This is a genomic window from Pseudomonas fluorescens (assembly GCF_900636825.1).
Lineage (GTDB): Bacteria > Pseudomonadota > Gammaproteobacteria > Pseudomonadales > Pseudomonadaceae > Aquipseudomonas > Aquipseudomonas fluorescens_BG.
On the sequence record NZ_LR134318.1, the window covers coordinates 818,357 to 832,839 of the forward strand.

Below are 14,483 nucleotides of genomic sequence, written 5' to 3' on the forward strand. Positions count from 1 at the left end.
GCCGTCTTCAGATAAAAAAACGCCCGTGGGATCGGTTGTGTTCATTCAGCCGAAACAGCAGTTCACGCGCTCGCTGTATCGTGGCACGGGCGATACCAATGTCGCGTGCCAGAGACGCTCGGCTGACAAGGCCCGAGTGTTCAACCCCCACAGCTACGGCCGCACGGTCGGTGGTTTGCGCCAACCGGCCCTTCAGGCCTTCCGGGTAAAACTCGTCCACGCCTGTTGCATCGAAGGCGGCGGTGATTGCATGGCTGTCTTGTTCCAGAAAGTCATCGAGTTGGGCCAGTGCATTGTTCATTCGCTCGATCTTTTGTCCCGACAGGCCTTCCAAAGCTTTCGTTGCCTGTGTCGATGATTCGAAGTTGGGAATCCATGCGCCTTTGACTTCCAGCACTTTCGTCAGAAGGAAACCGGTCGCCATCACCGCCAGGTTCTTTTGTCCGGTTTCGGATCGGGGGTTCAACGTCTCGGCTCTGGCATGTTGCAGTTTTGCCGTCACGTTATGGAGGGCGGTCCTTCCTTCATGCTCTATTGCGCCAGGATCGAGCCGTTGCACTTGGGGATAAAGTGCAACGGGCAAGTGCCGTGTCGCGTCGATTTTTCCGGCAGCGGCATCGATTGATAAAGAGGTCGCTACGCCAGCGGCTGCGGAACCGACCAGCCCCGTCGGCAAAGCCACCAGACTTGCACCGAGGGCCGAAAGATGTCTGATGGCGTTATAGGCATAGCTTTGAAATAACCTTTTCAGGATGTCCCTTTTTCTCATGCTGTTGTAGAGCTGATGATTGAGTATGCCGACCCGTTTGTTCACCTCAGAGACAATGCCGGTGTATGCCGTCAGTTCCTGTCGCACATTGAAATCCTGCTTTTGGTCGCCGTGATGATCGACGTAACGCAACGGGTTATTCCCGGCCATGGCGTACAGGTTCAAACCGTCGACGGCTCCCGCGGGGTCGGGGCTGACCCAGCGCTGCAGCCAAGGGGCGTAATAGCGAGCACCATAATAATAGAGGCCGCTTGCGTCGCGTTCCTTGGCGCAGTAGCGCAGAGTTCGATAACTCGCTTCTATGTTTGAGCGATGTGCCGACCAGGCGGTACCGCCAAAAGGGAAATACTCTTCCTGACTCATCAGCGATGCCTGTTGGTCCAGCTCCAGTGTGTGCGACCCGAGATGGTCAACAAGGCTGTAGCGCAATTGATCGGCTTCCATCCCCGATGGCCGGCCCTCAAGCCAGTGCAGACATCGAACGCTACCGCGACCGGTGTCCAGGTCGATGGTTTCGAGTTTCTGGCCCGCACGATGGCTGATTTCAATTCCCGGCAAGTAGCGCACTTCATGGCAATGGATGCCCGATGATGTGTAGGTGGTATGGATTTTTCGCACTCGCCGCCCATTGCTGTCGTAGAAGTAACGTTCGTGATCGTTTCGACCGTCCTCGCGTTGCACCAGTACAACTTTGCTTAGTTGGTTTCGCGGGTTCCACTGCAGACTCTTCCCGGCATGCGGGTTAAGCAGATTACCCTTTGCGTCGAATTCGGCGAGAGTGTCGGCCTCGTTACTGCCATGTTTCCATGAACGCAGTCGGTTGCTGTCCTCGGCAATGTTCATTGTCCGGGTGTGCTGATTTCCCTCGCCGAGATGCCGTAATTTGACCAGGTTGCCGCCGGCGTCGTACTCGTAGTGCTGCGTGTAATTGAACAGTTGACTGGCGTCGATGGCGGGGGCGGGCAGGGTGGCCAGTTTCAATGGCGATGAGTTACTGGCGGCTTCGCGACCACTGGCGCTGGTCAATTGGTACAGGCTGTCGTACGTAAAGCGGCTGATGGCCGCAACCTTCTGGTTATTGCCGAACCTGACGGCCTGAGCCTTGTCTGCGATTTGCGTCACGTTGCCAACCGCATCGTACTGGTAATGCAGATCCTGCATAGCGGCGCCGGATACGGTGGCTCTCAGCGACGTCAGGCGACCGTTGGCCGTGTCGAAGGCGGCATGGCTGGTGACGCCATTGCGCGATGTCTGCGACTGCAATTGTCCGGCGGCGTTATAAACGAAGGCATTCGCCAAGATGATCTCGTCGAGGCTGCCGTCAAGTTTCAGACTGACGGACTTCAGCTGTCCTGCGACATCGAATGCAAAACAATGTTGATGTTGTCCGGCATCCGTCTGTTTGATGATCGCGCCTGTGGCGTCGTACAGCCACTGGGTCCGATAGCCGGGGCCAGCTTCGGTCAACAGATCGCGCTGCGATTGCTGCAGCGGCCAGTCCACGGGTGTTTCGCCCCGAAGAAAATGGCGCGTTTGGCTGACGGGTTGCGAGCCGAATGTGTATTCGTCAATCAGCACCGTGCCGGCCTCATCATCGTGGCGGATCAATTCTGCGCATCGATTGAGCGCAGCGTTGGCGCTCGAGTTGTCGCCGTAACTCAGACGCTGGACCACACGCGGTGGCTGTTGCGGCGATGTTTGCGTGATGGCGACAGGGCGCATCTGATTATCGAACGATGTCTGCCAATGGCCTCCGAGCGGGTCCCACTCGTCGAGTATCTGGCCGGCGTCACCGAAAAAGTTGAGACGCCAGCCGGCATCGGCGCTGTCCTGTCGCAGAGCGCGGCCGGAGAAACTCTTGATAACGCTCATACTCGCCGGCATCGACGTGTCAGTCTGGCGTGCATCCCATTGTTGCCAGACGCGTGCAGCGATGTCGTGATGCGCCGAAGTGATTCGTGCCTGCGCGCTGGCTTCAGCTTTGCTGCGGTAATAGTTTATTTGCCGAACATTCAGCCCGCGGCTATCGACTGCGTTGACTGTCGGCGTTCTGAAATGAATCCCTTTGCTCATGCCACACCTCCTGTCGTACTCATTGCCGTTGGCGAAACTTCCCCGAGCGTATCGTTGGGGTCTTCTTCAACGGTGTACCAGGGGTGCCGCATGGTCCTGTGTCGCCAGACTTCATTTTTCGAATTGGCCATACGTACTTCAATCAGCCGACCCAAAGCGTCGTAGCGATGTTCGTCGTAATGATCTGTGGTACTCGCAGGGCCATCGTTGATGGTGTCCAGTTGATCGGCAAAAAACGGTCGATAGGTTCGTACTGCCAAACCATTGTTGTTGTATTCGACGCGCCCACTGACCCTCCATCTATGGGTGACAGGGGGCTCGTCCGTTGTTCCTTCCTCTGACGTTGGCTTCGGCTCCTTGATGGCACTGGCGGGGGCGGGCTCAACCATCTGTTTGTGCCGCAGCGTACGACCGAATCCGTCGAAGTCCGTCAGGCTCATCCGGATCTGCCGGGGAGTTTCGTCATCGGCAAACCGATCGGCAGACAGGGCAAGAACTCGCACAGGTACGCGGGGCGAAGCGAGGAGTTCCTCGTACAGCTTCTGCTCATCGGCATCTCGGCTTTGAGCAGTTGTCAGGCGCGAGCGCGCCGATGCGCGGATATGCCCATCCGGCAACAAGTCCTGATTGGCCACGCAGCGCTTGAACCACGCGGCATCCGCCCTTGCTGCCGTGGATAAGCGGCCCATCCATGCGCAGGATTGGTAAAACAATGCGCTGGCCATTTTCTGGATGGCCGCTTGCGGATTTTTGATGATGCTTTCCGCATCGCTTGACGCTGGGCGACGGTATTCGTCGACGGGGCTGAAACCAATGAGCGTCTGATTTTGTTTGCGATAGAAACTGCTGGCGAGCAGATGGCCAAAACCATCAAAGAGCCCCTCTTCGATGTTGCCGTTCGGATCGGTGATTCTTTGCGGTTGAAAAGTCCGGTAGTTGTAGGTCACTTCAGTGGTGCAGTCATCAGGTGATTTGAAGCGCGTTGGTAAGCACTGATAAGCGTCATAGGTAATCTCGGTCAACCCGATGCTTTTGTGCGTTTGCAGGGTTTTTGCCCGATAGAATCCCGGCAGGCCTGCGTAGTTCTGGAAGCCACTTTTAATCGACCACACGGTTGAGTCTTTCGTAGACGATGGCAAAAAAGCTCTCATGCGGTGATAACCGCTGGCCTCCAGCTTGGGTTTTCCTGGCCAATGATCTTTCGCCAACACATCAAAAGCCTTGAGTGACGTTTCATCCAGCTCCGCCGATTCGAGATGGTCGACCAGCGCTTCAATGTGCGCGACGCCGTCGTCCAGAACTTTTCCAGTCTTGCTGTGCTGATAGCGTTGCACTGTCATTGAAACGAGCACGCGGCTGTCCTCCCAGGTAGCTGTGCTGACCCGTTTCAGAAGTTTTTCGGTGGTGATGTCTGTTGTCTGCAAGCCGCCTTCGAGGGGATGCCGGGGCAGTCGCAGGGCATTTGTCCTTTGTCGATAGGGCAATCCCAGACGCCATCCTTGGTTATCTTGCAGATGAATGAGCTCCACGCATGTCTCGCTCAAGTAATAAAACTGCTGAGCCGGATCATGAGCGTCGCGCCACCACTGTTGTTCATCAGCGTCGCTAAACGGTGGGGTATCTGTGGTGGTCAGGCGCCGTGCGAATCGGACACTTACGCTGTGCGTGATGTTGCCGAAAGCATCGTGCCGCAGGTTGAAGGCGTGCTGGACTTGTGGGTCGTCCACGAACCCTTCGTATTGATACGAAACGGATTCACACAACAGCGGCAGCAATCTCATGTGCCGTTCTGCTGGCGTTGCATCTTTCAGCACGCGAACTGCATAGCGGTTTTGTTCGACGCTGTAGAGGATCTGCTTATCGAGCGTGGGGTCGAGCGCGAACAGCTCGGTTCGTAGCAAACGGCCAATGAGCGCGCGGGCGAGTTCTGCTTCGCTGCCGGCAGCCACTGTCTCGATGGGTTGGTCACCGTCAGCGCTCGCATGGCGCGTGAGTCGCGTCTTGCCCGGCATCAGCGCCTTCTTGTCCGAGGTGTCGTGCCCGCGAAGTGACAGGTCAAGCGACTGCCCAGTGTGAAACCACTTCTTGAGCAGGCAAGGCGTTGTAAGGAAGGGCGCGTCGGCTTTTGCATCACGTTCGCGGTTAGTCTGCAACAGCAGGCCGAAGCCTCTGAACTCACGCTCGATGCCGTCGTAATAGCCCTGTCTATAGCTAAGAGACTGAGTCAGCTGGTTGCCGCTGATCTCATCCACACGACTCTGCTGCGAGACGAGGTGCATGGCAAAGGGCACGTGACAGATGGGGGTCTGCTGCTCGCCAACCAGTTGCTCTTTTTCGTCCAGCCACTCTTGTGCCGAACTGCGATATACAACGTGCTCGGCAACCCCCATGTTGTTGTTGGTGCTCGTCAACAAGTAAGGTTTTTGCGCGACAAAATCATAGCGCCAGTGGCGGGTCTGACCTTGATTGACACTGAAAATCAGGCTCGAACATCCAATGCCTTGCAGGTCTGCCACGCTGACCTGGCAGAGCGCGTCGTACCGTGTGCCTTTGGGCCAGGGCAGGGAGACCGGCGGCGCGTAGCTATCACCGCCTCGATTCATGAATATCAGTACCTCGTCTTCCTTCAGGTAGATCAGGTCGGCGGCGCCGGAGCCATCGAGATCGGCCAGGCGCAGCCGCGACGCGTCGAATATTTCGGCCGGCAGATTCAGCGATCCCAATACGATTGCTTTGCCGAAGCGCCCGCGTCCAAGGTTGGGCCAGCACTCGATCACGTCGTGGCGGATGCGTAACAAATGCTGTTGACCGCTGCCGAGTACATCGCTGAAGGCGACGAGCTCTGCCGAGGAGTTGCTGATAACGGGTAGCCCTTCACCTTCTTCGCAATGGGCGATGTCCTGCGGCGCAGCGAAACCCTGCGCTTTTCGATTGGCATACAAACGCACGCTTCGCGATCCGATCAGCGCGAAATCATTGAGGCCCCCGCCCATCAAGTCGGCCAACTGCCCCTGAGGGTTCGAAAACTCCGTGGGAAATGCGTCGAGCGGGACGAAACCGGACCAGTCGCGGTCAGCTTGCAGCGACAGGAAACCGGTCAGTCCGGGTTTAACGATCAGCCAGTCCAGGCGTCCATTACCGGTCAGGTCGCACAATGACATTTGCCTGCGATCGGTCGAGAAGCTTGCGGGTAATCGCGGCAATGAACGCCACTGATCGTAAGCCACTCCATCTGTTGTTCCCTTGACCCGGCGAGGCTCGCGGAAGTACCAGTCTTCTCCGGCACAGTGGAGAATGCCCGGCATGCCCTCGCCGTACAGGTCCAGCAGTTGATAATGCTGTCCGTCGTTGAGGCCATGCATCTGCTTGAGCGGTTGCCATTCTCGCGATGCGTCGGGGCATTTGAATTCGCTGTAGCCGAATTCCACAGGCGGGCGACTGTCGATCCGGCCTGCATCGTCGAAGGCCTGGTCATGGGCGGCGCTGAGTTGATGGTAACCAAGGGCAGACAGGCGATATTCGAGGAGCAGACGCCTGACCAGCACCGCAGTACTGCCGATCTCTTCAGGAAAATGATGAAACATCAAGATCTGCCGGCACAGGTGTTTGGTCGCTGACTCGAAGCCGAAGGCAAAGCTCGCAAATGGATCGCTGCGTTGCGGCCACTCCTGTTGTTCAACGTCCGGTTTCTCGGTCAAGCTCGGACTGAATGCGCCGTAATCGAATAACAGCTCGAAATGCCACTGCACATCGGCAGCGCCTGTGGCCGTCCATGCATACAGACTCGCCTGTGCCTCGAAGTTGCCGTAGCGGATACGCCGCAAATAGCGTTGGCCGTGCCGCAGGTCATATTGGTAGAGAATGTGCTCGCCATGAGCGTTCACGCTTTCTTCCAGCAGCCATTCACCCACTCGGTCTGATTGTTGCGGGTCGGCCCTTCGCGATGTGGGACTTTTTCCATACAAGTGAAGGCTGCCGTCGGTGCCGTGAACCAGCCAGAAGCCAACTTTGTCCCGCTCGCTACTCCAGTGTTCGATACGCTCGAACGTGGTTTCAATCCGTGGGAAGTGGCGCACGACGCTGTACTTCGTTTCCAGGCGCAAATCATTGTAAACATCGATTGGATGACTGATGGAGTGACCTTTCTCATCGCGCTCGGGTATCCAGAGATCACCTCCCGGCCCGACGATTTCATCGTTCTGGTCGTAGGCCGGTACGCCATTGCCGGTACGGCGTGCAACGGAGGGTAAGGAAATGTCCCAACCGATGCCGAAGATGCTGTTGCCGGCGTTGCTTGCATAGTTCAGCGCGAGGACAGGAGCAAAACCGCGGCCTGGCGAAATCGGCAGGGCGATCTCATAGCGAGCGGTCCCATGAGCACCGAGTTCTGTCAGGCCCTTGCCGATACTTTGAATGGCGCCTCCACCCTTGGGCAGCGTCGGGGCATTAACCGAAAGGGGCTTTTGCAGGGTCATGATGCCGCTCCCGCCCGCGCCGTGTAGCAGACATGCACGATGATGTCGTTCAGCGAATCCAGCAGTTGTTTTTGCCCTTGCGGATTGGGGAAGGTCAGGCACCATTTGGAAATCGCGCCGGTGTACTCGAACGGAAGATAGCGTTCATCGTTGAAATTCAATGTAAACATGCCGCTGTCGTCGATACCGCCGGATAACGCAATCTGCTGGTTGACGCGAAGATCCTTGATGCTTTTCGGTGGGCTCGCTCTGTCCAGATGCACTTCGCTCGAAGTCTGGGTCAGTATGGCGCGGACGTTGTCATAAGGTCCGAGCACTGCCGGCAAGGAGATGCTGATGGTCTTGATACGGCGCAGATAATGCAGCTGACCCGCGTAGTCGCTCTCGAACATGCTATGGGTCATTTCGAACTCGCATTTCCCCGATTGCAGCTCAGTTTTGATCTCGTCCCACGTCTTGTTAGTCAGGCTGTTGGCGTCCTGTTGCTTGAGCGTGCGCAGCGACAAGGTCTTGCGAATCTCCAGATCGCGTTGATGACGCTGCACGTACCCGGCGTGCATTTGCAGCAAGTTCACTTTCAGTTGTTCTCCGGCGCCCAGGCCGCGGCAGGATGCGTTCCAGACATTGCGCTGAAAAAAAGACTTATCGAAATCAGCCATTTCGTACCGCCAGCAAGCCTCTGTTTCCCGGCACAGGGCGAGGGTGGCGTCATACGCTTGAAAGTACAGTGCACTGAATTGGCTGTTCAGCCATTGATACATTTGCGCCTGGCTGAAGCGCTTACCGAGAAAATCATGTACGGCGCGGGCCTGACTGAGGGTCGTTTCAGCCTGACGCAATTGCAGGCGGGTGCCTTTTTGAACCTGACTCAGATGTTGCAGCTGTTTGTCGATCTGAGAAATTTCGAGTTCGGCTTGCTCATGAGCGAGCAGCCAGTCTTCCCGGCGACGCTGAAACTGGGCGGATCGATCCAGTTGCCCGGCCTGTGTTCGGGCGTTCGTGGCGCAAACCTGCATGAGCGCGCTGGCGGCGTGGGCGGCGCCTTCGAGTCGACTGCCGCCAAAGCTTGTACCGATGATGTTGGGCAGCAACATGATGCCTCCCGCAACCACTTGAGAGGACGAAGCCAGTTTTTCGAAGGTGCCGCTTTGCAGATGCAATTCACCTGCGGCCGATTCGTTAGCGCTGACGTCCTGATCGAGCAGTTGCCGGTAATGCTCCAGACGTTTTTGCACGATGGCTTTACCAGCCTGCAGTGCTTCCCGGTTCGCACTGTCGGCTTGTAACGCCTGGGTGTGCAGTTCAACTGTGGTTGTCGCCAGACGCCACAACTGCTCTTGCTGCATTTCCTGCAGATGAGCCTGCTCCCTGCGTTCAATCAGTGATAGCAACAGATTCCCGGACTGAATGACGGCTTCCACCGCATGCAGCGCTTGGGCGTACATGGCACTGAAGCGATAGTGCGGGATTTGCACCTCTTGTCGGGTGCTCGTGCTAGTGAGCGTGTTGGTATAGGCGCGCGCCTGGAGCAATTCGCGCGGGTTGGCGGCCGGAGCATGCAGCGGTATGTGCAGAGGTCGTCCGGCGATGTCGAGGTGATGCCGCAGGTTATGCAAACGACTCTCGACGATATCCCAACGCTTGAGCAAATGCGGATGAAAGGGCATCCGCCAACGCGGATTATCGACAGTGCAGCAAAACACGCTGCTGCTGTTTTCAGCCGACGCAATGGCAGTGCTGGATGCGCTGTCCACAAGCGGTTCAAGGCGGCGCAGCTTCTTGTTGCTAGCCTCACTGAGCCTTCGCAGCGATATCGGCGTCCATTGATCGATCAACTCGATGGCCGGCCGCTGCCCGAGCAGCTCGAGCGTTTGCATGTACCAAAGCTTGGCCTGGGCGAGACTTCCGGATGTGCGTTCCCGAAAAGCTGCGTCGCCTCGATTGATCAGAATGTCCACATACAGGAAATACAGCGCCTTGCGGAAATGTACGGGCTGGATGAGGGCGATCTGATGGGGATCGTGCGGAGCTTGATCCATAAAGGCGATGGGAGCATCGCTATCGAGAAGTGGCGTCGCGCCCCAGTAACCGGTCGTTCTGTCTCGCGGCGAAAAAACGTGATTCAGCCATTGCTGCGCCGCGTCGTATTGCTCTTCAACGTTCAGGCGATGCGCGACCAACCATGGCAGGTAAAGAAACAACTCTGTGAAGTAACGGCCAAACGGTCCATGAAAGTCGAGATTCTGCGCTGACTCGCCTTCTACGGCAGGTTCCGGCAGACGTTGAGTCTCTATGGAAAAAAGCTCGTCGAGGCTGTTCTCGGTACGTTTGATCAGTTCGGCGGCAAATGCCGTCGTCACTCTGATCGACTGACGTTGACTCTGTTTGTCGTCACTGCTGGCGATTGAAGAGCCGGAGAAGTCGATGAATTGCGCAAGGTCGGGATTTGATATGGTTTTGATGACCGGTGGCGTTTTCTTCTCAGTGATATCGACGACCTCTATGGATCTGCCGATGAACAAAGGGGAGCCGTTGCCGGGAGTTACATTGAACCCATAATGAATGAATGTTTTTGTCGAGACTAAATCCGGCGCTTTCCACGTGTAGTCAAAACTGCTTTGTGGCAACGGGGACAGTCCGACAGTTTTTTTGATTTCTGTGAAATGTGTGGACGTTGCAGTCGAGGATTCAGCGACGACGAACTCTACTTTCAGCTTGTGAGTCAGGGAAAACGACTCAGGCCTGGAGCTTTCAATCCTGTCTTGACGGTTGCCACCGAATATTTTTACTTCCACTGTAATACTGCGGGCGGGATTTTCGGCTGCGTTGATCAACTCCTTCAAAGCGTCGGTGGAAATGAGTTTTGTATCAAGCTCCCCGCTGGTCTCATGGGTAAAGTTCAGCGCATTGATTCGATCCTTGAGTGCAAAATTCAGGTTGGACGCTCGGATCCAGGTGGTGAGTTCGGGCTGGCTGATTTCCAGGATATACAAGTGGGTAGGGACGAGTTTCGGATGTGTCAGGGTCGATCCACTGCGCAAAGGCATATATGGATGGCTTGACAGTTCACTGGCAAACACCAGCGTCATGTCCGCGCTGCCAAATTTGAAACTGAGTGTTCGTGTTGGCCCACCCAACAGATCCTCGGCAATCTCACTGGGTTGGAAGGGGAGCGTCAGGGTTTCGTCTTGCCACTTTTCGTGCGGCTGAAGGATCAGGCTTTGCAGCCTTCGGATTTGTGGTGATATCGAGGGCGAGTGATAGATCGGGTTGTGTATCAGCTTGAATTTCTTCGGTATATGCATCCTGTGTTGGAAGGGTCGTGGCTCGATCGTTTTGAGAAGTTTTTCCGTTTGGTCGGCCAGTAAAAGGTTGCGGTTAAACGGTAACCCGGCATCGTTCTGACAGTCGTCGAGTTCGATGTAGAGGTTTCTATCCATGAACACGTTTTTGCAAAAAGTGGGCGCCTTGCTATCGTCAGCGGACGCTTTGACCTGCAAGGAAATGAACAGGAAGTCCTGGTCTTTACTCTTGTGATTGATTGCGATGGTGCCGACTCTTTTCTTGAGCGACGCCACTGACGCACTCGCAGCACTGTCCGCTTCGATATGATCTTGGATGGGGGTTTGTACGGCACTCCAATGGCCATCATGCCTGCGAAAGCTGAAGTTCAGACGTAGTAGCGAATGACGGTTTGTTGCTGCTGCGGTTTCAGTTAGTGCTGCCTGGTCAACTCCCCGATTTTGAGTGATCAGCTCAGCCCAAATGATAAACAGACGGTTGTTGAACCATACCGGTCGGATGGTGTGTTCAATTGCGTTGTCAGAAACCGGGATGTCGGCTTTCTGCCATTGCGACCATGCGTGCGCAGCGGGTTGATCCAGTTTCGCCTGAACGGCGGTTAAACCCGGAGATGGCGTGATAACGGGCCGCGCAGCCATATCCAGCGAGCACCAGAAATAGCTGTTTTCCGAGCGGGACTTGCCAAGCAGGTAATAAGTACTTTCGGCAAAATCCTCGCTGTCGATATAGCCGTTGAGGATATTCAGGTTGGTAATGACTTCGAGTCGCGTGAGGTAGGCAAGTACCGAGACCCGCACTGCGTCGGTTTGAATCCGGTTCTGGCTGAGGTCGCTTTCCAGTTGGCGAAAGTTATCGCTCTTGAAGGTTCTCAGTTCCGGATCAAGATACGACGAAGGAAAGCAGAGCAGGCGCTGAAAAGCAGACCATGTCGAATATTGGCTCAAAGCCTCGTGCCATGTCCGGGTGCGCTCAGGCATCGATGTCACTTTTTCGTAGCCGGGTTCCAGATTCATGAGAATACGGTTGATGTACTTTTGCAGGCTGGCGATTGCACAAGCCACTGTCGTAGTGGGTACGTCCTGACTGACCAGCACATCCAGCAACCAGTAATCGTAGAGATCTTGAGCGCTCTTGATGCCGATGTTCCGGGTGGCATCGTTGTTCGGTATTACGTGGTGCAGGAAGTAAGCGAGCATGGCATCGCGTCGGCTTTCATCCAGCTGCTTCTTGAGTTCAACGGTCATATTCGGTCCTTGAATATCGAGCAGAATCTCAGTGGCGGGCAGCAATCAATGCAGTGCTCACTGTTTGCCAATCCGTGGCAGGGCTTTCACCGGTCAATTGGCTGGCTTTGATCAGGTTTGCTGCCGATAGACCAGTGCTCTGGCAACACGCCTGGCAACGCATGATCCAGTCCACTCCCGCCATCGTCGTCACTTCCAGACCTCCCGAGGCTTTTATCAGTGCCGATACTTCATCCGCGCTCCAGTCGAGCAACGTTGCCAACATCTGATTGAATTCCGAGACTTCAAGGCGTTCGTCTACTTGTTGAGCGAGCTGAAGGTAATGCAGCAAATGCTCTTCCGTATTGCCGTTGGCGTGGGCCAAACGCCGGAAGCTATCGAGCAGATAAAAGTTTTGCAGGGTCAGCTCGGCCTGGCTGTCGGACGCCAGCCAGGCAGGGTTCTCAAGCAACAGTGCGAGTGTGCGATCGCTAAGGTGCAGGTCACGGCAGGCAATGGCCGCGCAAAGAATCCTGGTCAGCCAATCCGGCATGGCATGAGAGGGCGAGGACTCAAGATTTCGCCAGACCTGCGCATTGGTCGTAGCGGCCAGTTTCAGCGCGCTGGGCAGATACGGTGCAGGCAGTTCTGTCATCTCATGGAAAAAATTCTCCAGCAACCGAGCCTTTTGCTCGGGATCAGCGCTGGCTTGGCTATGGATTGCGCGCAGTCGATCCTGTAACGCCTTATCGAAAGGCCAGTCATCCGGCTGGGGCACCAGCACTTTTTGCACGGATGCGATGTCATGCCGGGTGTGTTTGAACCACTCGACAGCCCAGTCAATTGCCATCAACACATCCAGGATGTCGAGATTTGCCTCGGGCGTCGCCGACAGTGTTCCGCGCGCCAGCAGCTCACAAAAATCGTCGCCTCCCAAAAGCCTCGCCAGCGCTGTGCACTGCCTCGTGGACAAGCCGAACATTCTGGCAATTCTGGTTTGCCGATAGAGTGACGAAATCCTTGGCAGGTCCTGGTTGAGCTGCGCAAAGTAAGCCCGGCTCTGTTGTATCAACGTAGACAGCTCGTCTGGCGTCAAAGCGAGGCCTGCACTCAGTTGGCTGAGGATCTGCTGCGAATCGGCATCCTTGCTCTCCAGCGACCTGGATGAAAGCTGCAGCGGATTGAGAAATGTCCCGCTACGGTTGAATACCTGCTCGAACAACGGGGTTTGTTCACCGCAGGCCTGGGTCGGCATATCGTGTAAAAATGCCGCGAATTCTTGCGCAGTGATGATGTAACGCTGCGTCAGGTAGCGAAACACGCCCAGGGTGCGCAAGGTGTTCTGGTTGAGCTCCTGCGAACTGTTGCTCTCCGAGCGCATGGCACTGACGATCAAGGTGTCGAGTTCGGCGAAGTGAAGCCCCGTCCAGCGTTGCAGACGAATCATTCTTTGCAGACGATCCAGGCGATTCTTGCTCGCGCCGTTCAATTGCAATTTCCCGTCTTGGCCTTTAGCGATCGTCAGGTGAGGGTTAGATGTATTGCCGTTGATGTACGCCGTGCCACAAGTAACCGCAGCACCTGATTCATTCAGCGATGGAGCGGGATGGTATTTGCCCCGGGCCAGCAGTTGATCGAGCTGGTCACTCGTAAGACCGACGTTGGCTTTGAAAATCCTTACTTCTTTCAGGCTTTCGAGCGAAGTGATGCCGTATGACTTTTTTAGCGAGGCATAGTCGTCTTCGGTAGCGAGTGGGCTGGTCAATATTTTTTGTTGTTCGGGACTCAAGTCACTGAGCATCGTTTGCGCATGCAACCGCGACTTTGCTGCCTGCGCGTGGTTCGTTTTCTCCGAAAAGGGCAGGGTTGGACTGATCATCCAGTTGAGCGCCGCCAACGCGGGCTTATCCGGGCCTAATGCGGCCAGGCACTGCTGGTGATGGACGTCATAGGGCAGCGAGAAAGGGTAATGTGCATTGGCTAACGCCTGATAGACGCTGATCTTTCCAGCGTGATTGTTCAGGTGCGTTTCAATGTTTTTGCTCAGCACATCATTGATGATGTTCAGCATTGGCTGGGCGACGAAAGCGCTCTGATGATCCACCATCAGGGCCTGGATATCCGGACGGCGTTGATCCAGCGTGATTATCTCTGATTCCGTGGAGGTACTCTCCAGTTGCCTGGCAAACAGATAAAGGGCATTCAGATAGGCAACGGGTGAGTCGATGGCGGCGATATCGTCTTCGTTACAGAATTGCTTCCAGTTTTCCTTGAACAGGTTCTGGTAGGTCGCCGAGGTCGTGCTGACAGCAGTACTGCGTCGCCCGCGACCCTTCACATTGCGCGATGAAATCTGCTGCTCTCGATACAGACGGTCGATTTGCCATGCGTGATCACGGGCGCGGTCATAAATTCGCGCGGCATCATCAGCGGTGTAGAGCACGCACTCGCGGACGAACTGCACTTTGTCCCGACGCATGATGTCGAAGACCGAGGTTATTTTCAGATCGTGCATCGCCGTTTCGAAATCGTTTCTGGCGTCTTGCGAACCGCCTGTGAAATCAATCAGCCGCGGCAGGTGTGATGCTTTCAAAACGTCCATGTCTTGCCAATCTCCTGTTGTTGGGCAGGAGACGATCA

4 protein-coding genes are annotated in these 14,483 nt (G+C 55.8%); all 4 read right to left on the bottom strand.

From position 1 onward, the window contains the following. Window positions 1–7: 7 nt before the first annotated feature. From EL257_RS03605 to EL257_RS03620, 4 genes are read right to left on the bottom strand one after another with little or no spacing between them, the layout of a single operon-like run. On the bottom strand, window positions 8–2,842 hold the full coding sequence (locus EL257_RS03605) for an RHS repeat domain-containing protein (RefSeq protein WP_126359899.1): 2,835 nt from the start codon (window positions 2,840–2,842) through the stop codon (window positions 8–10). After that, on the bottom strand, window positions 2,839–7,317 hold the full coding sequence (locus tag EL257_RS03610) for a SpvB/TcaC N-terminal domain-containing protein (protein WP_126359901.1): 4,479 nt from the start codon (window positions 7,315–7,317) through the stop codon (window positions 2,839–2,841). The genes EL257_RS03605 and EL257_RS03610 overlap by 4 nt, the downstream gene beginning before the upstream one ends. Continuing rightward, window positions 7,314–11,864 carry a neuraminidase-like domain-containing protein gene (locus tag EL257_RS03615; RefSeq protein WP_126359903.1) on the bottom strand — a complete coding sequence of 1,517 codons (4,551 nt, stop codon included), beginning with the start codon at window positions 11,862–11,864 and terminating at the stop codon, window positions 7,314–7,316. Before EL257_RS03615 ends, EL257_RS03610 begins: the two co-directional genes overlap by 4 nt. A gap of 28 nt (window positions 11,865–11,892) precedes the next feature. Next, a complete protein-coding gene (locus tag EL257_RS03620) occupies window positions 11,893–14,445 on the bottom strand; it encodes a Tc toxin subunit A (RefSeq protein ID WP_172604447.1) in 2,553 nt (850 codons plus the stop codon). Window positions 14,446–14,483: the final 38 nt, after the last annotated feature.

Coding starts and splice junctions, on each gene's coding strand:
- EL257_RS03610 (WP_126359901.1), bottom strand. CDS start 7,317: ATGACCCTGCAAAAGCCCCTTTCGGTTAATGCCCCGACGCTGCCCAAG.
- EL257_RS03615 (WP_126359903.1), bottom strand. CDS start 11,864: ATGACCGTTGAACTCAAGAAGCAGCTGGATGAAAGCCGACGCGATGCC.
- EL257_RS03605 (WP_126359899.1), bottom strand. CDS start 2,842: ATGAGCAAAGGGATTCATTTCAGAACGCCGACAGTCAACGCAGTCGAT.
- EL257_RS03620 (WP_172604447.1), bottom strand. CDS start 14,445: ATGGACGTTTTGAAAGCATCACACCTGCCGCGGCTGATTGATTTCACA.